This window comes from Seonamhaeicola sp. MEBiC01930 (genome assembly GCF_045277075.1).
In the GTDB taxonomy this organism is placed as follows: Bacteria; Bacteroidota; Bacteroidia; order Flavobacteriales; family Flavobacteriaceae; genus Seonamhaeicola.
Window position 1 is genome coordinate 2,284,628 of record NZ_CP104270.1, and the last position, 25,909, is coordinate 2,310,536.

The 25,909-nt window shown below is 31.4% G+C and carries 24 protein-coding genes; 10 read left to right on the plus strand and 14 right to left on the minus strand.

What is annotated here, in order from left to right; all coding sequences use genetic code 11:
• The first annotated feature begins 37 nt into the window (after positions 1 to 37).
• A complete protein-coding gene (gene lpxK / locus N1F78_RS10000; protein WP_406683019.1) occupies positions 38 to 1,048 on the plus strand; it encodes a tetraacyldisaccharide 4'-kinase in 1,011 nt (336 codons plus the stop codon).
• Here lpxK and N1F78_RS10005 read toward each other — a convergent pair.
• The 7 genes from N1F78_RS10005 to N1F78_RS10035 are packed head-to-tail and all read right to left on the minus strand — an operon-like array spanning position 1,038 to position 8,330.
• Entirely contained in the window at positions 1,038 to 3,275 is a 2,238-nt protein-coding gene (locus N1F78_RS10005; protein WP_406683020.1) for an ATP-binding protein, read from the minus strand. The two genes, lpxK and N1F78_RS10005, sit on opposite strands and share 11 nt — an antisense overlap.
• A 29-nt stretch (positions 3,276 to 3,304) precedes the next feature.
• The gene (gap, locus tag N1F78_RS10010; protein ID WP_406683021.1) at positions 3,305 to 4,321 is read right to left on the minus strand and encodes a type I glyceraldehyde-3-phosphate dehydrogenase; all 1,017 of its coding nucleotides are present in this window, start codon (positions 4,319 to 4,321) and stop codon (positions 3,305 to 3,307) included.
• Positions 4,322 to 4,323: 2 nt separating this feature from the next.
• Positions 4,324 to 5,202, minus strand: coding sequence for a lipoyl synthase (gene lipA / locus N1F78_RS10015; RefSeq protein WP_406683022.1), 879 nt, complete (start codon positions 5,200 to 5,202; stop codon positions 4,324 to 4,326).
• 49 nt (positions 5,203 to 5,251) lie between these two features.
• Positions 5,252 to 6,472 (minus strand): Nramp family divalent metal transporter, encoded by a 1,221-nt coding sequence (locus N1F78_RS10020; RefSeq protein ID WP_406683023.1) that lies wholly within the window; start codon positions 6,470 to 6,472, stop codon positions 5,252 to 5,254.
• Complete coding sequence (locus tag N1F78_RS10025) at positions 6,469 to 7,017, minus strand: RNA polymerase sigma factor (protein WP_406683024.1); 549 nt, start codon at positions 7,015 to 7,017, stop codon at positions 6,469 to 6,471. Before N1F78_RS10025 ends, N1F78_RS10020 begins: the two co-directional genes overlap by 4 nt.
• Entirely contained in the window at positions 7,008 to 8,120 is a 1,113-nt protein-coding gene (locus N1F78_RS10030; protein WP_406683025.1) for a glycosyltransferase, read from the minus strand. Before N1F78_RS10030 ends, N1F78_RS10025 begins: the two co-directional genes overlap by 10 nt.
• 6 nt (positions 8,121 to 8,126) lie before the next feature.
• Positions 8,127 to 8,330 carry a membrane or secreted protein gene (locus tag N1F78_RS10035; protein ID WP_406683026.1) on the minus strand — a complete coding sequence of 68 codons (204 nt, stop codon included), beginning with the start codon at positions 8,328 to 8,330 and terminating at the stop codon, positions 8,127 to 8,129.
• A gap of 141 nt (positions 8,331 to 8,471) precedes the next feature.
• On the opposite strand from N1F78_RS10035, the gene aqpZ reads away from it, so the two are divergent.
• Complete coding sequence (gene aqpZ, locus N1F78_RS10040) at positions 8,472 to 9,158, plus strand: aquaporin Z (protein ID WP_406683027.1); 687 nt, start codon at positions 8,472 to 8,474, stop codon at positions 9,156 to 9,158.
• A 75-nt stretch (positions 9,159 to 9,233) separates the two neighbouring features.
• Here aqpZ and N1F78_RS10045 read toward each other — a convergent pair whose 3' ends face one another.
• From N1F78_RS10045 to N1F78_RS10060, 4 genes are read right to left on the minus strand one after another with little or no spacing between them, the layout of a single operon-like run.
• The gene (locus N1F78_RS10045) at positions 9,234 to 10,022 is read right to left on the minus strand and encodes an anti-sigma factor domain-containing protein (protein ID WP_406683028.1); all 789 of its coding nucleotides are present in this window, start codon (positions 10,020 to 10,022) and stop codon (positions 9,234 to 9,236) included.
• Positions 10,023 to 10,034: 12 nt separating this feature from the next.
• A complete protein-coding gene (locus N1F78_RS10050) occupies positions 10,035 to 10,565 on the minus strand; it encodes an RNA polymerase sigma factor (RefSeq protein WP_406683029.1) in 531 nt (176 codons plus the stop codon).
• Between the two features lie 57 nt (positions 10,566 to 10,622).
• The gene (murB, locus tag N1F78_RS10055; RefSeq protein WP_406683030.1) at positions 10,623 to 11,636 is read right to left on the minus strand and encodes a UDP-N-acetylmuramate dehydrogenase; all 1,014 of its coding nucleotides are present in this window, start codon (positions 11,634 to 11,636) and stop codon (positions 10,623 to 10,625) included.
• Positions 11,636 to 12,826, minus strand: coding sequence for a pyridoxal phosphate-dependent aminotransferase (locus N1F78_RS10060; RefSeq protein ID WP_406683031.1), 1,191 nt, complete (start codon positions 12,824 to 12,826; stop codon positions 11,636 to 11,638). Before N1F78_RS10060 ends, murB begins: the two co-directional genes overlap by 1 nt.
• Positions 12,827 to 12,990: 164 nt before the next feature.
• Here N1F78_RS10060 and N1F78_RS10065 point away from each other — a divergent pair, with 164 nt between their 5' ends.
• The gene (locus tag N1F78_RS10065) at positions 12,991 to 14,289 is read left to right on the plus strand and encodes a PDZ domain-containing protein (protein WP_406683032.1); all 1,299 of its coding nucleotides are present in this window, start codon (positions 12,991 to 12,993) and stop codon (positions 14,287 to 14,289) included.
• Between the two features lie 51 nt (positions 14,290 to 14,340).
• On the opposite strand, the gene N1F78_RS10070 is transcribed toward N1F78_RS10065, so the two are convergent.
• Positions 14,341 to 14,766 (minus strand): DUF1573 domain-containing protein, encoded by a 426-nt coding sequence (locus tag N1F78_RS10070; protein ID WP_406683033.1) that lies wholly within the window; start codon positions 14,764 to 14,766, stop codon positions 14,341 to 14,343.
• A gap of 277 nt (positions 14,767 to 15,043) precedes the next feature.
• Between N1F78_RS10070 and N1F78_RS10075 the strand changes: the two genes are divergently transcribed.
• The 6 genes from N1F78_RS10075 (at position 15,044) to N1F78_RS10100 (ending at position 22,436) form a co-directional block, all read left to right on the plus strand.
• A complete protein-coding gene (locus N1F78_RS10075) occupies positions 15,044 to 17,680 on the plus strand; it encodes a valine--tRNA ligase (protein WP_406683034.1) in 2,637 nt (878 codons plus the stop codon).
• 48 nt (positions 17,681 to 17,728) lie between these two features.
• Positions 17,729 to 18,370 carry an NUDIX hydrolase gene (locus tag N1F78_RS10080; RefSeq protein WP_406683035.1) on the plus strand — a complete coding sequence of 214 codons (642 nt, stop codon included), beginning with the start codon at positions 17,729 to 17,731 and terminating at the stop codon, positions 18,368 to 18,370.
• A gap of 59 nt (positions 18,371 to 18,429) precedes the next feature.
• Entirely contained in the window at positions 18,430 to 19,227 is a 798-nt protein-coding gene (locus N1F78_RS10085; RefSeq protein ID WP_406683036.1) for a lysophospholipid acyltransferase family protein, read from the plus strand.
• A gap of 25 nt (positions 19,228 to 19,252) precedes the next feature.
• Positions 19,253 to 19,492, plus strand: a complete 240-nt coding sequence (locus tag N1F78_RS10090) for a hypothetical protein (protein WP_406683037.1) — start codon at positions 19,253 to 19,255, stop codon at positions 19,490 to 19,492.
• Positions 19,493 to 19,579: 87 nt separating this feature from the next.
• The gene (locus tag N1F78_RS10095) at positions 19,580 to 21,874 is read left to right on the plus strand and encodes a DNA topoisomerase 3 (protein ID WP_406683038.1); all 2,295 of its coding nucleotides are present in this window, start codon (positions 19,580 to 19,582) and stop codon (positions 21,872 to 21,874) included.
• Positions 21,867 to 22,436, plus strand: coding sequence for a pseudouridine synthase (locus N1F78_RS10100; protein ID WP_406683039.1), 570 nt, complete (start codon positions 21,867 to 21,869; stop codon positions 22,434 to 22,436). Before N1F78_RS10095 ends, N1F78_RS10100 begins: the two co-directional genes overlap by 8 nt.
• On the opposite strand, the gene N1F78_RS10105 is transcribed toward N1F78_RS10100, so the two are convergent.
• Positions 22,433 to 23,062 (minus strand): hypothetical protein, encoded by a 630-nt coding sequence (locus N1F78_RS10105; protein WP_406683040.1) that lies wholly within the window; start codon positions 23,060 to 23,062, stop codon positions 22,433 to 22,435. The two genes, N1F78_RS10100 and N1F78_RS10105, sit on opposite strands and share 4 nt — an antisense overlap.
• A 3-nt stretch (positions 23,063 to 23,065) precedes the next feature.
• Positions 23,066 to 23,560, minus strand: a complete 495-nt coding sequence (locus tag N1F78_RS10110; protein ID WP_406683041.1) for an RNA polymerase sigma factor — start codon at positions 23,558 to 23,560, stop codon at positions 23,066 to 23,068.
• A 181-nt stretch (positions 23,561 to 23,741) separates the two neighbouring features.
• Between N1F78_RS10110 and N1F78_RS10115 the strand changes: the two genes are divergently transcribed.
• Positions 23,742 to 25,895 (plus strand): TonB-dependent receptor, encoded by a 2,154-nt coding sequence (locus N1F78_RS10115; protein WP_406683042.1) that lies wholly within the window; start codon positions 23,742 to 23,744, stop codon positions 25,893 to 25,895.
• The last annotated feature ends 14 nt before the right edge of the window (positions 25,896 to 25,909 follow it).

Below are 25,909 nucleotides of genomic sequence, written 5' to 3' on the forward strand. Positions count from 1 at the left end.
GATTATTAAACAAATATAAAATATTTACTTTGCTGTAATGAAAATAATTCGCTACATCTTTTTTCCTTTTGTTCCTGTTTACTATGCTGTAACTTGGTTACGAAATAAATTGTATGACAATGGTATTAAGGAATCAACTTCATACAAGTTTCCTGTAATTTGTGTTGGGAATTTAAGTGTTGGTGGTACTGGGAAAACCCCTATGATTGAATATTTAATCCGCATACTAAAAGAAGATTACAATGTAGCTACTTTAAGTAGAGGTTATAAAAGAAAGACAGAAGGTTTTCAATTGGCTGAGGCTTATTGTAATGCAGATACTCTTGGTGATGAACCATTTCAGTTTTATAATAAGTTTAAAGATGATATTCAGGTAGCCGTTGATGCAGATAGAACTAACGGTATAGAAAGGTTAAGGGCTAGTAATTTTTCTCCTGATATAGTTTTACTAGATGATGCCTTTCAACACCGAAAAGTGAAAGCGGGTTTTAATATTTTGCTAACAACCTATAGTAATCCTTATTTTAATGATTATGTATTACCAACAGGTGATTTACGAGAACCTAGAAGCGGAGCAAAACGTGCACATGCTATTGTGGTAACAAAATGCCCAAGTGATTTAACTCATAATGAAAAGAATAATTTATTAAAACGAATTAAGCCTGATGAAAGCCAAAAGGTTTTTTTTAGTAGTATTAACTACTCTGAAAATGTGTTTTCTGAAGAGCTAACAAAGGAGTTAATTAATTTAAATAATTTCACCTTGGTTACGGGTATTGCTAATGCAAAACCATTAGTAAGTTTTTTAAATGATAAAGATTTGAAATTTAATCACTTAAATTTTAAGGATCATCATAATTTCACCCAAAATGAAATTGATGATTTAGCAATTGAATCACTTATAATAACTACAGAAAAAGACTTTATGAGGTTGAAAGATTATGAAGAATTAAAAGGCAAGTTGTTTTATTTGCCAATTGAGGTTTCCATTGATAATTCAGAATCTTTTAATAGTATGATTAACGGTTTTATAAAAACTAAGCTGTAGCAGGTTTGTCTTCTTTAGAAGCTAAAGCGTTGTATAGTTTTTTCTCAAATTCTTCTTGCTTAAAAGGTTTAGGAATAATATCTGTAAAACCGGCTTCCTCAAACTCATGCATTTTATCTTCAATGGTAACAGCCGTAAGCGCAAAAATAGTAAGTTCTTTATCAAAGGTTCTTACAATTTTTGTGGCTTCAATACCACTAATCCCTGGCATATGAATATCCATTAATATAACATTGTAATCATTGGTTTTAATCATATCTACCGCATCAGTTCCATTGTCAATAATGTCACAGTTAAGTCCCATTTTAGTTAGAATCTTTTTGGTAATCATTTGATTAATCTTGTTATCTTCAACTACCAAAATTTTAACATTAGTTAGGTCTAATTCATTACTGTCTTTATCAAAATAAGACTTTTTAACTTCATTGACTTCTTCAACTGGTGTGTATTCTAAGGGAATTTCAAAATAGAAAGTAGTACCTTTTTCTAATTCACTTTTTACATGAATTTCTCCTTTTAAAATATCAATTAAACCTTTAACAATGGAAAGACCTAAACCTGTACCACCATATTTGCGATTAATCTGTATAGAACCTTGAGAGAAACTTTCAAACATGTTATCCTGTTTCTCTTGGCTAATACCAATTCCATTGTCTTCAACCTCAAAGCGGCAAGTGTAAATTTTGTCTTTAGATTCTAGCTTATAAACTCTTATCCAAATATCACCATCTTTAGTAAATTTAATAGAGTTACCAATTAGGTTGATTAAAATTTGAGATATTTTAATTTGATCTGCAATAAAGTTTTCAGGTAAATTTTTATCGAATTCAAAATGAATTTTAACGTTATTGTCTTCAGCAGAATTATTAAGAGCTAGAATAATGTTATTAATCTTTTTCTTTAAGTTAAATGGTTCTGGTTCTAAATCTACCTTATTAGCTTCAATCTTATTTATTTGAAGAATGTCATTAATAAAAGTTAATAAATAATCTCCAGAAAACTTTAAAGATTTTAGGTGTTGAATCTGTGTAGGCTTTGGGTTTTCTTCAAGAAGCATATTGCTTAATCCTGTAACCGCATAAAGAGGTGTACGCAACTCATGTGTTACTGTAGATAAAAAATTAGCCTTAGTTTTTGATGCTAATTCTGCTTTTTCTTTGGCTATAATAAGTTCTCCATTTTTTTTATGAAGCATATTATTAGTTTTTAACCTAATGTTATTGTTCTTATATAACGATAAGGTTAAAAGCGATAAAATTGTAATAAGGGCTACACTTAAAATTGAAATTAATGTTCTTATGCCATCATCATCTTCTTCAGCCTTGGCTTGTGCCTCCAATTCCTTAATTCTATCATTTCTTTCATTTAATAAGAACTGAGTTTCATGTTCTTTTGTTGTACTAATACGGGTTAAATTTCTAATAGAATCTGATAGCTTAATATGTTTGTTTAAAAAGTTTCTTGAAAATTGGTAGTTACCCGTATTGTTATATAAGTCACTTACAATTGAATAAGCCTGGTTTAAAACGCCAGTGAATTTGTTTTCTTTAGCTATTTGTAAACCATTATTAGCTAATTCTATAGCTTTTTCATTATCACCTAATTTGTCATAAACCAACCCATGATTTAATAAGGCTTCACTTTGAACTTTTAATAAGTTTGTTTTAATGGCTTGTGCTGTGGCTTGTTCTAAGACAGATCTTGCTTTTCTGTAGTTTTTTAACAACATAAAAGTTTTGCCTTCTAAAAGAAGAGTTTCTGCAATTCCCGCATCTAATTCCTCTTGTTCAAATAAGTTTTTAGCCGACCTAAAATAATCTGTTGCCTGATAATAATCTCCTTTTGCAACATAAACCTCACCTAAAGTTTTGTAAGAATGAGCTAAATTACCATCGTCTTTAGTTTCACGTTGCATTTTAATAGCTTCGTTTAACGATTTTAAGGCATTATCTTCTTCTTTTATAATAAGTTGAAGTTTACCTTTGATAGTGTAAATAATAGCAATACTCTCTTTATTATCCGTGTTAACAGCAAGTTTTAAAGCCTCGTCTAGATTTCTTTGGGCCTCGTAATAGTTGAATTTTTCTAGTTGAACTTGAGATTGCTCAATTCTATGGTTAATGTTATTTTGAATGATTTCTGGATCTTCATTAATGGTCTTCTGAGACCATGAAAAGAGCCCTAATAACATTATTAGTACAGTTATATATTGTTTAATCTGGGACATAATTATTTCAATATTACAGACAAATATAATTATTTTATCGACAAAACACACTTTTTTTCCGACAAATTGCATAATAAGTCAATAATTCTTTGAGAATAACCAGTTTCATTATCGTACCAACCAATTATTTTAACCATGTTACCAATAACAGATGTCATTAGAGAATCAAAAACACATGAGTGAGTGTTACCAATTATATCTATTGATACAATTGGGTCATCTGTATACTCAATTACTCCTTTATAGTTACTAGATGCTGCTTTTTTAAAGGCATTATTTATATCTTCTATGGTGACAGTTTCTTTAACATTGAAAGTAATATCAGTTAAAGAACCATTAATAACAGGTACTCTTATACCACAACCTCCTATAACATTTGAGAGTTGTGGAAATATTTTTGTTAAGGCTTTTGCTGCTCCAGTAGTGGTTGGAACGATTGATTGTCCGGCTGCTCGTGAACGACGTAAATCTCTATGAGGTTGATCATGTAAACTCTGATCGGTAGTATACGAGTGTACGGTTGTAATGTAGGCTTGGTCAATGCCACACAATTTATTGATTATATCAATCATTGGTGCCGCATTATTTGTTGTGCAAGATGCATTTGAAATTATATTTTCAGAACCATCTATTGTATTATCATTTACACCAAGTACAATTGTTTTTATATTATCCTCAAGAGGAGGAACACTTAAAATTACTTTTTTAGCCCCATTATTTAAATGGTACTCTAAGTCTGATGAAGTTTTAAATTTACCAGTTGCCTCAATAACAAAATCAACACTATAAGGCAACCAATTAATATCTTTGGGGTGTTTTTTATTTAGTAGTGGAATTTTAGAATGGTTAACTATTAGGTTATTGTTATCTGAAGAAACAATGCCATTAAAAAGACCATGTATGCTATCGTATTTTAGAAGATGGCTTAAGGTTTTAGAATCAGCTAAATCATTTATAGCAACAACATGAATGTTTTCATAATTTTGAAGCAACCTAAAAACACGTCTACCTATCCTACCAAAACCGTTGATTGCAACAGTAATCATTTTTAGTTTATATGTTTTTGTGCTCTATATGAAGATCTTACCAATGCGCTACTTTCTACATGACGGAAACCAAGTTCTAAACCAATTTCTTCATATTCCTTAAATTGGTCTGGGTTAATAAACTGTTTCACTGGTAAATGTTTTTTACTTGGTTGAAGGTATTGCCCAATGGTTACAACATCCACGTCATTTTCTTTTAAATCATGCATTGTTTCAATAACTTCTTCTCTGGTTTCGCCCAGACCAAGCATGATTCCAGATTTGGTTCGTCTTTGTCCGGCTTGTTTTAAATATTTTAAAACGCCCATACTTCTATCATATTGAGCTTGAATACGAACTTCTCTTGTAAGACGTCTTACAGTTTCAATATTATGAGATACTACTTCTGGAGCAACATCTACAATTCTATCAATATGCTGTTCAATACCTTGAAAATCTGGTATTAAGGTTTCTAATGTGGTTTCTGGGTTCATCCTTCTAACAGCTTTAACCGTTTCTGCCCACATTATGCTTCCCATATCTTTTAAATCGTCTCTATCAACACTGGTTAAAACTGCATGTTTTATTTTCATTATTTTAATAGAGCGTGCTACTTTCTCCGGTTCATCCCAATCAACAGATTCTGGTCTCCCTGTTTTAACGCCGCAAAACCCACAAGAACGCGTGCATATATTTCCGAGAATCATAAAAGTGGCTGTACCTTCACCCCAACATTCACCCATGTTTGGGCAGCTTCCTGAGGTGCAAATTGTATTAAGGTTGTATTTATCTACTAAACCTCTTAATTCTGTGTATTTTTTTCCTGTTGGGAGTTTTACACGTAGCCATTTGGGTTTAGGTTTACGCTCCGGTAATATATTTGATGTCGTTTCTTTTTGCATTGTAAAAAAATGAAATGCAAAGATACAAAGTATTCTATAAAAAATACTTTTATAGGGTGGTGAGATACCAGATGCTAAATCCTATTAAAAATATAATACCACACCAACTTAAAATATGCATTTTTTTATTAGGATGCCATTCTTTTGGAGTGTGTTTACTAGAAACTAAAATATAATTTACTATTGCAAAAAATGGTGCTGTTAAAAATGATAGTATAGTGGCAATTTTAATAAGCAAACCCATTTCTGAAGCTAAAAAAATAAAAATACCTATAGTGCCAATTGATAATAATCCAATCCAAAAAGTATAATTAAATTTGGTGGTCTTATTAAATAGTAATTTTGTTGTTTTAGCCATGGCTCTAGGTGTAGCATCTAGAGTTGTTAAAGTAGTGCTAAACATAGTTGTAAAAGCAGCAATACCAATAATTATATAAGCCCAACTCCAATTACCTAAACTAGTTTTGTAAATGTTTATTAATTGATTAGAAAATTTACCTGCTGAACTACTAAAAGATTCTCCGCTATTAAACATGACTAAAGCACCCAATAGTAAAAAGCCAATACCTAATACAATAGTACTAATATAGCCAACATTAAAATCAAATATTGCAGTTTTAGGATTAAATGCTTTAGTGTTTTTTTTCTTTTCTACAACCCAAAGAGAGTTAATCACAGAGATATCTAATGGAGCTGGCATCCAACCCATAAAAGCAATTAAAAAGGTGATTTCGATACTATTATCTGGAAGTATTTGGTTAAATCTAACGGGGTCTTTATTATTAATTACTGCTAAAATTACTGCTAATACTGTAGTAATGGTTAATACTATAATTATAACCTTCATAAGGTTATCTAGTAATTTATATTTACCAACAATGAGCAGGGTTAAACAAATAATTATAATAATAACTGTCCATAGTTCAATACTAATAAAGTCTCCAAATAGGGAAGAGGCTAAACCTGCGGTTACAATGGTTACCGCAGTTTGAATTGTAAACATTGTTGCAAAAGTTATAACATAGTAAATAACTAAAACTCCATTTCCTAATTTTTTGTAACCATCTAGAAGACTTTCACCAGTAGCTGATGCGTACCTTGGTCCAAATTGAAAAAATGGATATTTAAATAAATTTATTAATAGTAACGCCCATAATAGCCCCAAACCAAAATCTGCACCAGCTTTAGTTGATTGAACTAAATGAGATACTCCAATAGCTGCACCAGCAAAAAGCAAACCTGGTCCTAAATTTTTGAGTTTAGCAATCATTTAGAATTTTGAATAATTTCTGCTAATAATTTTTTTGCTCTTAATAATTTCACTTTTACATTGTTTATTGGCTCATCAAGTTCTTTTGAAATTTCTTTATAGCTTAACTCTTGAAAGTAGCGTAAGTTTATTACTTTTTGATAATGCGGTTTTAGCTTTTTAATATCTTTTAGTAATTTGACTAAATGTTGTTCTGTAATAAGCTTGTCTTCAGCGGATGGAGATTCGTCTAATATTTGAAGTACAGATTTTTCATCGTTAGATACCATATTAGACAATATTTTTTTCTCTTTCCTTAATAAATCAATGTGAATATTTTTAGAGATTGTAATTAGCCAAGTTTTAAACTTATAAGAATCATTAAAAGTGTCAATTTTATCAAAAGCTCTAGAAAAGGTTTGAATTGTAATGTCTTCGGCATCATTTTCATTCTCAACTCGTTTTAATTGAAAGCCGTAAACATCATCCCAGAATGTATCAAGTAAATAATTAAACGCTTTTTGGTTGTTTTCTTTAGCCTGTTTAATGGCAACTTTTATTTCCAATGGTTAGGTTTTGAAATAAGATTATTTATAAAGATAGTTAATTGTGTAATAATTAAAAAGACTTCTAAAAAAGGGAGGAAAATTAGTAGGTCCGTTTCATTTAATTTTTTTGCTGAAAAACCATAAACAATATATTGTACTATTAACTTTAATAAGAATAGTAATAAAACAATTTGCAAATTATAAATTGAAAAACATAAAGTTATAGCCAATACCCAAAACCAAATCTGTGTAATGTAAATTAACGCCAACAAAACTTTGTGTTTTAATTTGTAGTGTTTTGCTGTTGACACATGCCTTCTTTTTTGTTTAAACCATTCTTTAAAAGTGCTTTTTGGTATAGATTCTGTGAAACTTTCCTTTGAAATACATATAGACGAATTTTTGTTTGTGGCTATTTGGTTGATAAACAAATCGTCATCACCGGAGCGCACTTGAATGTGGTTTATAAATCCGTTAGCATTGAAAAATTCTTTTTTAGTATATGCTAAATTTCTTCCAACCCCCATATAGGGAATGCCCAATTTTGCAAATGAAAAATATTGAATGGCAGTAACTAAGGTTTCAAACCTAACTAATTTGTTTAGTAAAGATTTTTTAATTTTTGAATAAGCTCCATAACCTAAAACAATATGTTTTTTATTACTGAAATGGGAAATCATTTCTTGAATCCAATACTTTGATACAGGTTTGCAATCTGCATCGGTAAATAATAAATAATCATACTTGGAGGCTTTAATACCAAGGGTTAAGGCATATTTTTTATTACCCCAAAAGGCTTCCACGTTTTTTACATCAACAATTTTTATGTTGTTGTATATTCTTTTAAAATCCTCCATCACATCTAACGAATTGTCTTGGGAGGCGTCATTAATGAGCACTATTTCAAAGTCTGGGTAATTTTGTGATATTATTGAAGGTAAAAACGATTTTAAATTTTCAGCCTCGTTTTTAGCACAAACAATTATGGAGACTCCAATTTTTTTTAAAGATTTCTTTTCTGGTTTTGAGAATGAAAACCTTCCAAATAGAAATAAATAAAAAAAAACTTGAATACAAACTATTACAATAAATGTATTGTAAACAAAATCAAGTAAACTCATTCAGGGTTAGGAGTGTTGAGGTTCGTTACAATCTGAAAATTGGTCTGGTGTTTTACCGCAAAACCCACATGCTTCACCATCCTTATTAAGCATTGGGTTTTGGCTTGCGCAAGTACCAGCAAACTTACCGTCTTTTTTTGCCCATATTTTAATGGCTATTCCAGCAATAGCAATACCTAAGATTATTACGGTGATTAAAAAAAGTTTCATTAAAAAGTATTTTCTGCAAAGGTAACATTTTTATCAGTTTTATTAGCTGACTGAAAAAACAATAACGATGTGACTAAAAGTTTGTTTTAGAGTCATATTAATAATTTGTACATTGAAATACTAACTAATTAAATTAGAATTATGAAAAAATTATTTGCAGAATTTTTCGGAACATTTTGGCTTGTCTTTGGTGGTTGTGGTAGTGCGGTTTTTGCCGCAGCTTTTCCAGAATTGGGTATTGGATTTGCTGGGGTAGCATTAGCATTTGGTCTTACCGTTTTAACTATGGCTTATGCTGTTGGGCATATTTCAGGAGGACATTTTAATCCGGCTGTATCTTTTGGTTTATGGGCTGGAGGTAAGTTTGAAGCTAAAGATTTAATAGGATATATAATAGCTCAACTAATAGGTGGTATGGTTGCTGCTGGGGCTTTATATTTAATAATAACCAATAGTACAGAATTTGTTTCCATTGGTGGGTTTGCAGCAAATGGCTATGGCGAATTATCTCCAGGAGGTTATTCCATGATAGCAGCATTAATTGCAGAGTTTTTGCTTACAGCTTTTTTCTTATTAATTATCTTGGGAAGCACTAACGAAAGAGCGCCTAAAGGGTTTGCACCTATTGCCATTGGTTTGGGGCTTACTTTAATTCATTTAATTAGTATTCCAATTACTAATACATCTGTTAACCCAGCTCGTTCAACAAGTCAAGCGTTATTTGCTGGTGGTGAATATACCTCGCAATTGTGGTTGTTTTGGGTAGCACCAATTGCGGGTGCTATTTTAGCAGGCTTAATTCACAAAGCTTTGTTTGATAAAGAATAAAATTGAAATTGTATATTTAAAAAGCCTCGTTTCATTATTTGAAACGAGGCTATTAATTTTTTATAAACTTTCTAATTACTGAAGACTAACTTCCGCAACTTTATTTTCTAAAGAGGCAATTTTATTTCCTCCTTTAGGTTCTATAGTAATATTTAGAGCTAAGGCGTTTTCGGCATATGGAATATTTATTAGTTTTCTGTCGGCCTCATTTAAAATGCCTAAACTCACCATTTTTCCTTGTAATTCAGCCCAAATTTGGTAACATTGTTCTTCTGGTAATTTAGGTAATGATACCACATCTATCATTGATGTTCTTTCTTTTGGGTTTATATATGCAACTGTTTTAAGTTCTTTTGCCCTCTCATTTCCGTTAATGATATACTTTGCAGTCTCCGGATTGTTAAGTTTTAACAATTGATGCATTACTTCATTTAATGCTTTTCTGTTTTCTGCTATATCACCACGTAAATCCCAAATTTCTTGATCAAATACAACCGTGTCACTATCTAACTTCCTAGCTTGATCATAGAAATATATGGATGTTCCAGCAAAAATAAAAGCAGCAATGCTAGCTGCAATACTAAGCTTATACCATTTTTTGTATTTGTTAGAGCTTCCCATTTTTATAACAGGTGCTTCGTCTAGTTCATCTAAAACATTATTTAAAATATGTTTTGGTGCTTCAATAGCATTGCTTTTTGCTACAACTTCTAAATTAAACTGTAATGTGTTGTATGTATTCTGTACTTCTGGATATTTGGTAATATAAGTTTCTACCATTTCTGTTTCAGCAGAAGTAGTTTCACCTATTAGATATTTTTCTAAAAGGCCAGAATTTAAGAAAGTAATTATCTTTTCATTCATGACTTTATTTGGTTAAGGATTGTAAATTTTTTTTAATTCACGTAATCCAATTTTTAATCTTGATTTAATTGTTCCTAAAGGAATGTTTAATTCATCACTAGCTTCTTGCTGTGTCATGCCCTCAAAAAAAAGTGCATTAATAACAATTTGATATTTTTCATCAAGTGTATTTAGATGTTTTTTTATATCCAACACGTCTTGATTAATACTATCTGCTGTAAAAGTATATACGACAGATGTTTCAATTTGGACTTCTTTACCTTTTTTGTTTTTAAAAGATCTTACTTTGTCAATAGCCGTATTATATGCAATTCTATATAACCACGTGAATAATTTTGCTTTTGAGGCATCATATTTTTTTGAATAGCGCCAAATCTTAACAAAACTTTCTTGAAGAACATCTTGAGCTATTTCATCGTCTGTTATTATTTTTTTAATAACCCCATAGAGCGAATCTGAGTAATTTTCATATAATAATGAAATGGCTTTTTTATCGCCTAATTCTAAAAGACTAACTATTTCTTTTTCAATGGGTGTTATCAAGATAAGTTTTGGTTTAAGGCATGTTTTATGTTACCAAAGTTAGAAATTTCTTTTTTATTATAAGACATTAACTTCAGCCTCAATAGAAATGTTAAATAATCTCTTTACTGTTTTCTGAATTAGTTTAGCAAGTTTTAAAATGTCCTCACCTTTGGCATTTCCATAATTAACCAATACTAATGCTTGATTTTTATGAACCCCATAATCACCAAATCGTTTGCCTTTAAAACCTGCTTTTTCAATAAGCCAACCAGCAGGAATTTTTACTTCGGATTTGGAAATAGGGTAACTAGGGATGTCTTCAAAGTTTTTACGAATCTCATGGAATAATTCAATAGAAATTACTGGGTTTTTAAAGAAACTACCACTATTACCAATCTCTTTTGGATTTGGTAGTTTGCTTTCGCGAATAGCTATAACTGCTTTTGATACTTCTTGTATTGTTGCAGCTTTTATACCCATTGTTTTTAATTCTGAAATTATAGCACCGTAACCTGTATTAAGTTGATGATTTTGTTTAGTGAGTTTAAAAGCTACATTAGTTATAACATATTTACCCTTTGCCTCGTTTTTGAAAATAGAATTTCTATACCCAAAATTACAATCTTCTTTATTGAATGTTTTTAGTGATTGATCTTCTAAAGATATAGCTTCACAAGACACAAAAGTATCCTTTAATTCCACACCATAAGCTCCAATGTTTTGAATAGGGGCAGTCCCCACATTGCCTGGAATTAGAGATAGGTTTTCTAAGCCTCCATAATCATTTTTTAAACACCAAAGAACAAATTCATGCCAGTTTTCGCCTGAATTAGCTTTTACAATAACATGATCATCACTTTCATCAATAACAGAAATGCCCTTAATATTGACATGAACTACAAGACCTTCAATATCTTTGGTAAGCAACATATTGCTACCTCCACCTAAAATGAGTTTATTCGTGTAATTTTTGTGTTTTAGAACATCCTTTAATTCCTCAATATTTGAAACAGAAATAAAATATTTCGCATTAGTCTCAATACCAAAAGTATTATAAGGCTTTAAAGATATGTTTTGTTCAATATGCACTAGTCTTTATAAACTTTTAAGGCTTCTTTTATAATGTTAACAGCTTTAACTAAACTCCTTCTGTTAAGTACGTACGCAATCCTTATTTGGTTTTTTCCAATACCTAGGGTAGAATAAAATCCACTTGCTGGAGCAACCATAACAGTTTCGTTGTCAATGTCAAAAGACTCTAAAAGCCATTGCGAAAAATGATCAGCATCTTTTACTGGTAATTCTGCAATGCAATAAAAAGCTCCTTTTGGAGTAGCAACCTTAACACCATCTATTTTGTTTAATTCAGCAATTAATGTATTCCTTCTGTTAATATATTTGTACTTAACCTCCTCAAAATAACTTTGTGGTGTTTCCAAAGCAGCCTCACTTGCTATTTGAGCATATGTAGGTGGGCTTAATCTTGCTTGAGCAAATTTTAAAACAGTATGTCTTATAGTTTCATTTCTGGTTACCAAACAGCCAACCCTTGCACCGCACATACTATAACGTTTAGAAACTGAGTCAATCATTATAGTATGTTCATCAAGTCCTTCTAATTCTAAAATTGAATAGTGAGAATGCCCGTCATAAGTAAATTCTCGGTAAACTTCATCAGAAATTAAAAACAAATCATGACGCTTTACAATATCTGCCAATTGCCTTATTTCATTCTCAGAATATAAGCATCCCGTTGGATTTCCAGGATTACAAATCATGATAGCCTTTGTTCTAGGTGTAATTAGCTTTTCAAACTCCTCAATTGCTGGTAATGCAAAATTATCGTCAATTTTAGAAATTATAGGAACTACTTTTACACTAGCCGCAGTTGCAAAAGCTATATAATTAGCGTAAAAGGGTTCGCAAATTATTACTTCATCGTTAACATCCATAATACTTCCAAATATGAATGCAATGGCTTCACTTGCTCCTGTAGTAACTACAATATCTTTATGAGAAACATTTATATCGTGGTAATCATAATAATCAGCTAATTTTTTTCTATAGGTTTCTGAGCCTTCAGAACGTGAATACGATAATATCTCAACATCATTTTCTCTAACGGCTTGTAGCGCAATTTCAGGTGTTTTAATGTCCGGTTGCCCTATGTTTAAATGATATATGTGTTTACCATCTTTTACTGCTTCTTCAGCAAAAGGCACTAATTTCCTAATAGGAGATTCTGGCATTAATTGCCCTTTTTTAGATATTGTAGGCATCTAATTTTAATTTTGTCTGCAAAGTTGAGAAAATTATCTTAAAGTTTTTTTAAAAAATGAGCTTAAATAGTTAGGCTATATAAAAGATTTGTAAATTGATTTTATATAAAGATAGGTCTTCTTCAATGAAAAAGTTGTTCATTCTTTTTTTATTCTTTTTTTGTTTGAGTAGAATAGGTTATTCTCAGAATAAGTTTATTATTCAAAATAAAAAGGGAACAGATAAAATTAGTTTTAAACTAATTAATAACTTAATAGTTATACCTATAGAAGTTAATGGAGTTGAGTTATCCTTTCTTTTAGATACTGGGGTAAGTAAACCCATTATTTTTAATTTCTTAAATATTTCTGATACTTTAAAAATAAAAAACACAGAGCGGATTTTTATACGAGGCTTAGGTACAGATGAGCCTGTTGAAGCCATTAGGTCTAGTAATAATTTTTTTAAAATTGGAGATACCTTTAACTTAAGTCAAGATCTGTATGCTGTTTATGATTTAAACCTAAATTTTGGTCCACGTTTAGGTGTTCCTATTCATGGTATCATTGGGTTTGATTTATTTAAAGACTTGGTGGTTGAGATAAATTATTCTACTAAAGTTATAAAGTTAACAGAGCCAGAAAAATATAGTTACAAAAGTTGCAGAAAATGTGAACAGTTTAACCTGGAATTTCATAACAATAAGCCATACGTTTATGCAGAAGTAGGTTTAAATGATAATCGCATACCATTAAAATTGTTGATAGATACTGGAGGAAGTGATAGTTTGTGGTTGTTTGAAGACCAATCCTTAGGAATAGTTTCTGGAGAAAAGTTTTTTAATGATTTTTTGGGTCATGGTTTAAGCGGAAGTGTTTATGGTAAAAGAGCAAAAGCACAGGCCTTCTATTTAAAGAGTTTTAAACTTAAAAGTCCTAATGTAGCATATCCTGACTCTCTTTCAATTGTCTATGCAAAAAAGGTTAAGAATAGAAATGGTAGTATGTCTGGTAATATTTTAAAGCGTTTTAACATAGTAATAGATTATAAGGGTGCCTTATTAACGTTAAAAAAGAATAAGAATTTTAATGAGAAATTTCAATACAACAAAAGCGGTATTGAATTGGCACATCAAGGTGTGAGATATGTTAAAGAATTTCAGGCTGTTAAACGAAAATTTGATACTAGATATCAAAATAGGGTAAATAGTGGAACTAGAATTGTATTTGATGGTGAATATAAGATGGTTCTGAAACCAGCTTATGCCATAGTAGAATTGAGAGAGGGTTCTCCCGCTAAACGAGCTGGATTAATGAAGGGTGATGTTGTGTTGGCAGTAAACGGTAATTCAATCCATCATCAACCTTTACAGGAAATAATAGGTTTGTTTTATGGTAATGCTGGTAAATCAATAAAGTTAAAAGTTGAAAGGGATACGAAAAAATTGAATTTTAGTTTTAAGTTAGAAAACTTGTTAGAATGAAAAAAGGCTTAAATTTTTAATTTAAGCCTTTAAAATTATAAATAGTTTTAATTATTGCTGAACAATACTTTTATTCTTTTTTTCTATAATACTAGCTTTACTAGAATCAACAACTAAGCCTTTTATTTTAAGAGCAATTGTTGGTGTTTTAGCGTTAGAAATTACAGTAATAGTTTTTCTAATTGGGTTAACACGATTAGTATCGTATTTTACCTTAATTTCTCCTGTTTTACCTGGTAAAATAGGGTCTTTTGGCTTAGACGGAATAGTACATCCACAAGAAGATTTTACACTTGTGATTATAAGTGGAGCATCTCCAGTATTGGTAAATTCAAATATACGTACGCCATCAGAACCTTTTTCAATGGTACCGTAATCTATAGTTTCAGCTTTAAATTTAATTTCAGCTTGCTTTTCTTGAGCATTAATAGAAAAGCTGATTAGTCCGATAAATAAAATAGTAATAATCTGTTTCATATCTTCATATATTATCGCTCTGTAAATTTGGGCGAATTATTAATTTTTCTTTTTGTAATTCTTGGTAAACATAGCTACTTTTTCTACAATCAGCAAAAATAATAGACGAAATACAACTATATTAACATATTTAACTTGGTTAAAGGTACGTATTGCTTTTCTGTATTTATTTTAAAAAATCGTTAAAATATTGGCTTTTCAAAAGGACATAATAGTTTTCACAGATAAAGAAATATAAGTACTTTTGCACATCAAAAGTCAAAAACTGTTCCAAAGTATGCAAATTCCGTCTAAATACGATGCTAGTAAGGTAGAAAGTAAGTGGTATGATTACTGGATGAAACATGATTATTTTCATTCAACACCAGACGAAAGAGAACCCTATACAATAGTTATACCGCCACCAAATGTAACTGGGATTTTGCATATGGGGCATATGCTAAATAATACAATTCAAGATGTATTAATTAGAAGAGCACGTCTGCAAGGGAAAAATGCATGTTGGGTACCAGGTACAGATCATGCTTCAATTGCAACAGAGGCAAAAGTGGTTGCTAAACTCAAGGAACAAGGTATTGATAAAAATGATTTAAGCAGAGATGAATTTTTAAAACACGCTTGGGATTGGACGCACGAATATGGAGGTGTGATTTTAGAACAGCTTAAAAAGCTAGGGTGTTCTTGTGATTGGGCTCGTACAAAGTTCACTATGGATGATGATATGAGTGAAGCAGTTATAAAAGTTTTTGTGGATTTGTTTAACAAGGGGCTTATTTATCGAGGTTATCGTATGGTTAATTGGGACCCTGAGGCAAAAACAACTCTTTCTGATGAAGAGGTTGAATATATTGATAAGCAAGGTAAATTATATCATATAAAGTATAAAATTGAAGGGTCTGATGAGGAGTTAACAATTGCTACTACGCGTCCTGAAACTATTTTAGGAGACTCTGCAATTTGCATTAATCCAACAGATAAGCGTCATTTTAATTTAAAAGGAAAAAAGGCCGTTGTGCCTATTTGTAATAGAGTAATACCTATTATTGAAGATGAGTATGTTGATGTTGAATTTGGAACTGGATGTTTAAAGGTAACACCGGCTCATGATGAAAATGATAAAGTTTTAGGTGATAAACATAAGTTAGAAATTATTGACATTTTTAATGAAGATGCTACACTAAATAGTTATGGGTTGCATTATGAGGGTAATGACCGTTTTGAAGTTAGAAAAGCCATTGTAAAGGAACTTGAAGATTTGGGATTAATTGCCAAAATTGAAGATCATAGTAATCGTGTTGGTATTTCTGAGCGTACAAAAGCTATTATTGAACCTAGATTAAGTGACCAGTGGTTTTTGAAAATGGAAGATCTTGTAAAGCCAGCAATTAATGGGGTTTTAGGAGAAGATACAGATATTCAATTGTTTCCTAAGAAATTTGAAAACACCTATCGTCACTGGATGGAGAACATTCGTGATTGGAATATTTCTCGACAACTACTTTGGGGGCAACAAATTCCAGCTTATTATTATGGCGATGGAAAAGAAGATTTTGTGGTTGCAGAAACTGTTGAAGAAGCTCTTAAATTAGCTCAGGAGAAAACAGGTAATTCAGAATTACAAGCTTCAGACTTAACTCAGGAAACAGACGCTTTAGATACTTGGTTCTCATCTTGGTTATGGCCAATGAGTGTGTTTGACGGTATAAGAAACCCTGAAAATGACGATATAAAGTATTATTACCCAACCAATGATTTAGTTACAGGACCAGATATTTTATTCTTCTGGGTAGCACGTATGATTATTTCGGGATATGAATATAAAGGTGAAGCACCATTTAAGAATGTATATTTAACAGGGTTAGTAAGAGATAAACAACGTCGTAAGATGAGTAAATCTTTAGGTAATTCTCCCGATGCTCTAAAACTAATTAATGATTATGGAGCAGGAGGAGTTCGTGTTGGTTTATTATTAAGTTCTGCTGCTGGAAATGATTTGTTGTTTGATGAAGCCCTTTGCCAACAAGGAAAAGGTTTAGGTAATAAAATTTGGAGTGCTTTTTATTTAACTACACTTTGGGAAGTTTCAAATGATATAGAACAGCCACAGTCTAGTAAGGTGGCTTTAGATTGGTTTGAGGCTAAATTTCAAAAAGCTTTAGCCGAAATAGAAGATCATTTTGGTAAATATCGTTTAAGCGATGCTATAATGGTAATTTATAAGTTGATTTTTGACGATTATTGTGGTTGGTTGTTAGAAGCTGTTAAGCCTGCTTACGGACAACCTATTGATACTAAAACCTACAACACTATTATTGGTTTATTAGAAGATAATTTGAAAATTCTTCACCCGTTTATGCCTTTTATTACTGAAGAGATTTGGCAATTAATAGCAGAAAGAACGCCAGAAGAAGCTTTAATAGTTGCAAAATGGCCAGAATTAAAACCCGTAAACGAAACATTAGTTACAGAATTTGATTTTGCTGCTGAAGTTATTTCAGGGGTTAGAACTATTAGAAAAGAAAAGAATATTGCATTTAAAGATGCCATTGGTTTTTCTGTAATTAATAACGAAAATGTGTCTAATGCTTTTGATGAAGTTATTATAAAGTTAGGTAACCTAGAAAGTATAGAATATGTGGAAGAAGCTGTTGAAGGCGCTTTAACCTATAGAGTAAAATCTAATGAATATTTTATACCAATGGCTGGATCTATTGATGTTGAAGCTGAAATTAAAAAATTAACTGAGGAGTTAAATTATACTGAAGGTTTTTTAAAGTCTGTACAAAAGAAATTATCTAATGAGCGTTTTGTAAATAATGCACCAGAACAGGTTGTAGCATCTGAAAAGAAAAAAGAGGCCGATGCTTTGGCTAAAATTGAAACTTTAAAGGCCAGTTTATCTAGCTTAGGATAATTGTCATATAAATTTTAATGGGAATAAAATATCTGTTAGATTTATAGAATGAATTTTGACGACTTCTTAACTTCTATTAAAAATATTGAAACTATACAGCTTCCGGGTGAGTTATCCCAATTAAAAATGGTGCCTCCATATCGGCGTGAGTTGGCGAAACGTCAGAAAAAAAACTTTAAGGCTGCAAAAAAAGCTGGGGTATTGGCTTTGTTTTATCCTGATAAGAATAAAATAACAAAGCTTGTTCTTATTTTAAGAAAAACCTATAAGGGCGTGCACTCAGCACAAGTTGGTTTTCCTGGAGGCAAGTTAGAGCGTCAAGATTCCACTATACAGGATGCCGCTGTTAGAGAAACATTTGAAGAAATAGGAGTGCCTGTAAATCATATGAAAGTTGTTAAAACACTAACTCAGGTTTATATACCACCTAGTAATTTTTTTGTCCAACCATTCATCGGTATAACAACACAAATACCCAAGTTTATTATGCAAGAAGATGAAGTGGAATCTATTATTGAGGTAGATTTAAACCATTTTTTAGATGATAAAGTTGTAGTCTCAAGGCAAGTTACTACGTCATATAATATTAATGTGAAAGTACCAGCGTTTCAATTAAATGGTCATACTGTTTGGGGAGCCACCGCTATGATGTTAAGTGAGATAAAAGACATTTTAAAACAACTAAACTAGTTATTCAAAAGGTTTCTATTACATTTGTACCCGCTAACCAACTAGAAACAAGAGATTACATGGGATTGTTTAAACGAAATCCTTTCGGACATATACTTTTTTTAAAAAAGTGGCTTATTAGAATTTTGGGTACTATGACTCATAGACGCTTTCGTGGGTTTAATGAGTTGCAAATAGAGGGTTCTGAAATTATAAAAGACTTACCAGATAAAAATGTGCTTTTTATCTCAAATCATCAAACCTATTTTGCTGATGTAGTTTCCATGTTTCATGTTTTTAATGCAAGTTTAAGTGGGCGTGTAGATTCTATTAAAAATGTAGGCTACTTATGGAATCCTAAGTTAAACATCTATTATGTTGCTGCCAAAGAAACCATGAAGGCTGGGTTTTTACCAAAAGTTTTGGCTTATGCAGGTTCTGTTAGTATTGAAAGAACTTGGAGGTCTGAAGGTAAAGATGTTAATCGTCAGGTTAGAATGAGTGATATTTCTAATATAGGAAAGGCTCTTGATGATGGATGGGTTATTACTTTTCCGCAAGGTACTACAACGCCGTTTAAACCTATTCGTAAAGGTACTGCCCATATTATAAAACGTTATAAACCTATTGTAGTGCCAATTGTTATTGATGGTTTTCGTAGGTCTTTTGATAAAAAAGGACTTCGAATAAAAAAGAAAAACATCCTTCAATCTATGGAAATTAAACAACCATTAGAAATTGATTATGATAATGAGACTACCGAAGACATTGTAAAAAAAATTGAATTTGCAATAGAGCAACATCCTTCATTTTTAAAAGTACTTACACCACAGCAAATAAAAGAGCAGGAAGAGCTTAACAAACTTAGAGAGTGGTAAAGGTTGTAATCAGAAATTTGTTTTTATGAGACAATTAAAATTGATTTGGGATTTTAGAGGTCCAGATGCCTTCAAAATAGCTGAACATCATGTAATTCATTTAAAAGAATATATTACCTCTGAGAAATTAAAGCTTAATATTACAGGTGTAGAACAAGTACATGATGCTCATTCAATTGCTTTTTTAGTAGTTAAAAATAGTGACATGCCTAAAGTAAGAGATGCTCTTAAACCACATCGCGGACAAGTTTATAATAAAGAGTAACTACATAATTCGTTAATAACTACTAATAACTACACTTTAAAAAAGACTTCAATTTTTATATTTTGCGTTGTTATATTTTAAACGTATATGAAAGTCTGTATTGCAGAAAAACCAAGTGTTGCCAGAGAAATTGCGGCTGTTTTGGGTGCTAAAACCAAACGTGACGGCTATTTTGAGGGTAACGGTTATGCAGTAACTTATACTTTTGGTCATCTTTGTACTTTAAAAGAGCCAGTTGATTATAAAACTTATTGGAAAAGTTGGGATTTAAATAATTTGCCCATGTTACCCGAAAAGTTTGAAGTTAAAGTGGTTCCAAATTCAGGTATACAGAAACAGTTTAAAATTGTAAGGAGTTTGTTTGAAAAGGCAGACGTTGTTATAAACTGTGGCGATGCAGGTCAAGAGGGGGAGCTTATTCAACGTTGGGTAATGAATGAAGCAAATTATAAAGGCAAAGTAAAACGTTTATGGATTTCTTCTCTTACTACAGAAGCCATTAAAGAAGGTTTTGAAAATCTAAAATCATCCACGGAATATGATAATTTGTATTATGCAGGTTTTTCTAGAGCCATAGGCGATTGGCTCTTGGGTATAAATGCTACCAGGTTGTATACTGTAAAACATGGTGGCTATAAGCAAGTTTTATCGGTTGGTAGAGTGCAAACACCTACTTTAGCTATGGTGGTTAATAGGTTTAGAGAAATTGAGAATTTCAAACCTACACCGTATTGGGAATTACAAACAAAATATAGAGAAACAATTTTTAGTTATGAAGAAGGACGATTTTTTAAAAAGGAAGAAGGTCAATCTTTAGCTGAAAAAGTAAAAGAAAGCGATTTTGAAATTGTATCTATCACTAAAAAGAAGGGTAAAGAATATGCACCCAAACTTTTTGATTTAACGGGACTACAAGTATATTGTAATACAAGGTTTGGTTTTTCAGCTGATGAAACCTTAAAAATAGTACAAAGTTTGTATGAACAAAAGGTAGTGACTTACCCAAGAGTGGATACCACCTTTTTGCCAACAGATATTTATCCAAAAGTAGAAGGAATTCTGAGAAAACTAACTAATTACTCAAATTTAGTTCAACCACTTTTGGGTAAAACTATTAAAAATTCTACTAAAGTTTTTAATGACAAAAAGGTAACAGATCACCATGCTATTATCCCAACGGGGATGCAAAATCAATTATCTACATCACATCAGCAAGTATATGACATCATTGTTAGACGGTTTATTGCGGTGTTTTATGATGATTGTCAAGTTGCGAATACTAGTGTTGTTGGTAAAGCGGCTGAGGTTAGTTTTAAAACCACTGGAAAGGAGATTTTAGAAAAAGGGTGGCGTGTTGTATTTGAATCTCCTAATACAAAAGATAAAGAACCTAATATTTTACCAACATTTGCCAAAGGAGAAAAAGGAGTACATGAGCCAACATTTTTAGAAAAAGCAACCAAACCACCCAACCAATATACAGAGGCTTCATTGTTAAGAGCAATGGAAACAGCTGGTAAACAAGTAGATGATGATGAAATGCGTGATTTAATGAAAGAGAATGGTATTGGGCGCCCATCTACAAGAGCCAATATTATTGAAACACTTTTTAGAAGAAAATACATTAAACGTAATAAAAAACAAGTGTTGCCAACTGAAACGGGTATTCAATTAATAGACACCATTCAAAATAATCTTTTAAAATCTGCTGAACTAACTGGGCGTTGGGAAAAGCAGTTAAAAGATATAGAAAAAGGCGATTTTAGTGCGGGGGCTTTTATTAAAAATATGAAACGAATGGTTGATGCTCTAGTTTATGAAGTTAGAAGTGAAACCAAGCGTGCTAATATTTCTTATGAAGCCAACAAAGAAAAACAAGTTGCTAAAACTAAGGCAAAAAAAGGCTCAGGAATTACATTAGAAAGCTGTCCTAAATGTAAAAAAGGTTCTATTATAAAAGGGAAATCGGCCTTTGGGTGTGGCAACTATAAATCTGGTTGTGATTTTAAATTACCTTTTAAAGTTAAAGGTAAAAAGGTTTCTGAAAAGCAGTTCATTAGATTACTTCAAAAGGGTAGTACTGTAAACCTTAAAGGCTTTAAAACAGCATCCGGAATAACGGAAGGTTTATTAAGATTTGATGATAATTTTGAATTAAAATTAGAGCCAAAGCAGACTAAGACCAATACAAAGCCAGAAGAATTATTGTGCCCAAAATGTAAAAGAGGCACTGTTGTGAAAGGAAATTCAGCTTATGGTTGTTCTAACTATAAATCAGGTTGTGATTTTAAGGTTAGTTTTGATATTATCAAGGCCAAAGTTAATGGGCAAACACTAACAAAAGAATTGGTGTATTCCATTTTAAGTGAATCTTATGCATAAACATTTTATAATCTATAAACCTTATGGGTTTTTAAGTCAGTTTAAGAGTAACGATTCCAAGCAACAAAAAAAGAGGTTTTTAGGCGAGTTACATAACTTTCCAGAAGACATCATGTCTATAGGTAGATTAGATGAAAAATCGGAAGGATTGTTGCTCCTTACAACTGATGGTAAGATTAGTGATTATATAAATAGCCAAAAAGTAGATAAAGAGTATTATGCCCAAGTAGATGGAGATATAACGGATAAAGCAATTGAAATAATGAAATCTGGTGTGGAAATTGGTTTTAATGGGAAAAAATATATAACAAAACCATGTGAAGTTTTTAGGCTTAAGAATATTCCAGAATTACCAACAAGATCTAAAAAAATTAGAGATAAAAGACATGGTCCTACAAGTTGGGTGTCTCTTACTTTAAATGAAGGAAAGTTTAGGCAGGTTCGAAAAATGACTTCAGCGGTTGGGTTTCCAACCTTGCGTTTAGTACGTGTTAGAATAGGGAATATTCATTTAAATAAAATGGGGGTTGGAGATGTGATTAAGGTAACAAAATTCTTTTAAACCTCCAGTTTTTGTATCTCTTTATAGTTTTTATTTAAACGTTTTAAAAGTAAACCATAAATAAGTTTATAAAACAACCAAATAACTACAATAAAAACAGCTGTAGCTAATATGCTTACCGCAACTAAAATGAAAATACCCTTACTGTCCATTTCTTCTAACAATTTGGCAGCATTGGGGTCGTTATGAAAAGAGAAATAAAGTCCAAAAATCATTGAAATACCGACCATAATTAAATTGTAAAGAACATAATACTTAATGATTTTTCTAGTGTTTAAAATACTTTTCATTAACTGCTTAGCGCTATCAGTAACTGATATTGATTTATAAGAATTATAGAGTAGATAAATGAATAGAAAAATAACTGAGTATGTGAAAATATTTAATACTATTAAGGCATTATCTGAGTACACCATATTTAAACGTTCTCTATAAGAATCTGAAACAAAAAATGGTATAGTATTTACAATAATCCAAAAGAAAAGTTCAGCTATACTTATATAAAATAATAGCTTAACAATTGATGATGATTTTTTGTGTAACATAGGTAAAATATCTTTTGCAGATAACTTTTCCTGTTCCTCTTTTCTATTCCAGTCTTTCTTTAATAAATCTAATTCATCCATAGTCTAAGGATTTAAAATGGTTCTTAGCTTCTTTTTAATACGGTTCATTTTCACTCGGGCATTTACTTCACTAATTCCCATTGTTTCGCTTATTTCCCTATAATCTTTGTCTTCTAAATACAAAAAAACAAGTGCTTTTTCAATGTCATTTAATTGGTGTACTGCTTTGTAAAGTACTTTTAATTGCTGTTCTTCAGTATCATCATATGCTTCAGATTTCATCTTGAATGCTACGCCATCAAAGTCTTGGGTGTTAATAGTTCGCTTAGATTTTCTATATAAAGTTATGGCGGTATTTAAACCAATTCTATACATCCAAGTACTGAATTTAGCATCACCACGAAACTTTGGATACGCCTTCCAAAGTTGTATGGTAATTTCTTGAAACAAATCATTATGAGCATCATAATTATTGGTATACAATCTACATACCTTATGTATTATATTCTGATGCTTTTCAAGCAGTTCTACAAAGTTTTGTTCTAATTCGTTTTTCAATTTGATGGTTTGGTTACAATAATAAGTAGCCTAAAAACATAAAATGTTACAGCGGTGTTAAAATAATATTTAAATTTCAATTCATCCCTAAGAATTTACAGTTGGGTAGTTTTCTGTTTTCAATTCTAATTCTCAGTTTAATATTTGTAGCATCAATCAAAAACTAAAGAATTATTTAATCATGAAACAGTTAGCTATTATCTTAATTACTCTAATTGGGTTTCAAGTTCAAGCCCAAACTACTATTAATGGTAGCGTGTTAAATTCAAAAAACGAACCCATTGCTGGAGCTAATATTTATTTAGATGGAACTTACGATGGCAGTACTTCTAATAAAGAAGGTGTATTTTCTTTTGAAACATCAGAAATCGGCACTCAAACTTTAGTAGTTTCCTACTTGTCATATGAAACATTTACCATGGTAGGAGACATATCGTATATGAAAGATTTAACTGTTAAGTTGCGCGAAGATGTTAATACACTTGATGCGGTAGTTTTATCTGCAGGAACATTTTCAGCTGGTGACAATAGTAAGGTAAATGTTTTAAAACCTTTAGACGTAGTTACAACAGCAAGTGCTTTAGGTGATTTTGTTGGCGCCTTGCAAACACTCCCAGGAACATCAACGGTTTCTGAAGACGGACGTTTATTTGTTAGGGGTGGTGATGCTAATGAAACTCAGATTTTTATTGATGGTATCAGGGTTTTTACCCCTTATACGCCAACAACTAATAATGCTCCTACACGTGGGCGCTACTCACCATTTTTATTTGATGGAATTACATTTTCAACTGGAGGCTATTCAGCAGAATTTGGTCAAGCTCTTTCCAGTGTATTGTTATTAAATACTATTGATGAACCAGATCAGGAGAAAACGGATATTGGTATTATGAGTGTAGGTGCTACCCTTGGGAATACACAAAAATGGGAAAAGAGCTCATTAAGCGTAAATGCATCTTATATTAATTTAGAACCTTATATAGCTTTATTTCCTGATAGGAATACATGGATTAAGCCATTTGAAACAGCTTCTGGAGAAGCTGTTTTTAGACAAAAAACTGAATCGGGACTATTTAAGTTATATGGCGCTTTTGATACCTCAAACTTTGAATTAATTCAAGAAGATATTAATTATGAGGATGGTGTACTTTTTAAACTTAATAATAATAACTTATACATAAATGGGTCTTATAGTGGTAAACTTAATGATACTTGGAGCATGTTTGGAGGCTTAAGTTATACACATGCTAATAATGGTTTTAATTTTGATATCAATGATATAGATAATACCGAAAATTCGTTTCATGCAAAGATGAAGTTCAAGAATAGAATCAGTAACCGTTTGAAACTTTATTTTGGTACAGAATATTTTGCTACTGATTTTGATGAGACTTTTAATGACACAGCAAACAATAATGATAATTATGGCTACAACAATAACATTGCAGCCGCTTTTGCCGAAGCTGATATTTTTATTTCAAAACAACTGGCATTTAAAGCTGGGTTACGAGGAGAGTATTCCGAGATTTTTAAGGATTTTGTAGTAGCTCCTAGACTATCTATAGCCTATAAAATATCTGCCAAGAGTCAATTGTCATTGGCATACGGAAATTTTTATCAAAACCCCTCAAGTGAAGTTTTAAAATTTGAACAGCGCTTAAAGCCTCAGAATACTTCTCACTATATAATGAACTATCAATATAATGCAGATAGACGAATTTTTAGAGCAGAAGCATATTATAAAAAATATGACAGCCTAGTAAAGTATGACACTGACTTTGCTAATTTTGATAGTAATTTCACAAATTCTGGTAATGGGTTTGCCAAAGGAATTGATTTTTTCTGGAGAGATAGTTATTCTATAAAGAATTTCGATTACTGGTTAAGTTATTCCCTTCTAGATACTAAACGAAATTATAATAATTACACAATGGAAGCCCAACCAAACTTTGCAAATAAACATAACCTTTCTGTAGTAGGGAAATATTTTATTACTGATTGGAAAAGTCAAGTTGGTTTTAGTTATGGTCATGCTTCAGGTAGAACGTATACCAATCCAAATATTCCAGGTTTTTTAAATGAAAAAACGAAGTCTTTTAATAGTTTAAGTTTGAATTGGGCGTATTTAATTTCACAACAAAAGATATTATATGCCTCTGTCAATAATGTGCTAGGTTTTAAAAATATTAACGGTTATCAATATGCCAATTCTCCAAATATGAATGGTGATTTTAATAGACGGGCTTTAAAACCAGCCGCTGACCAATTCTTTTTTATTGGTTTTTTCTGGACAATAAGTGATGATAAGAAAAGTAACCAGTTAGATAATTTATAGTATTAGCCAGTTTG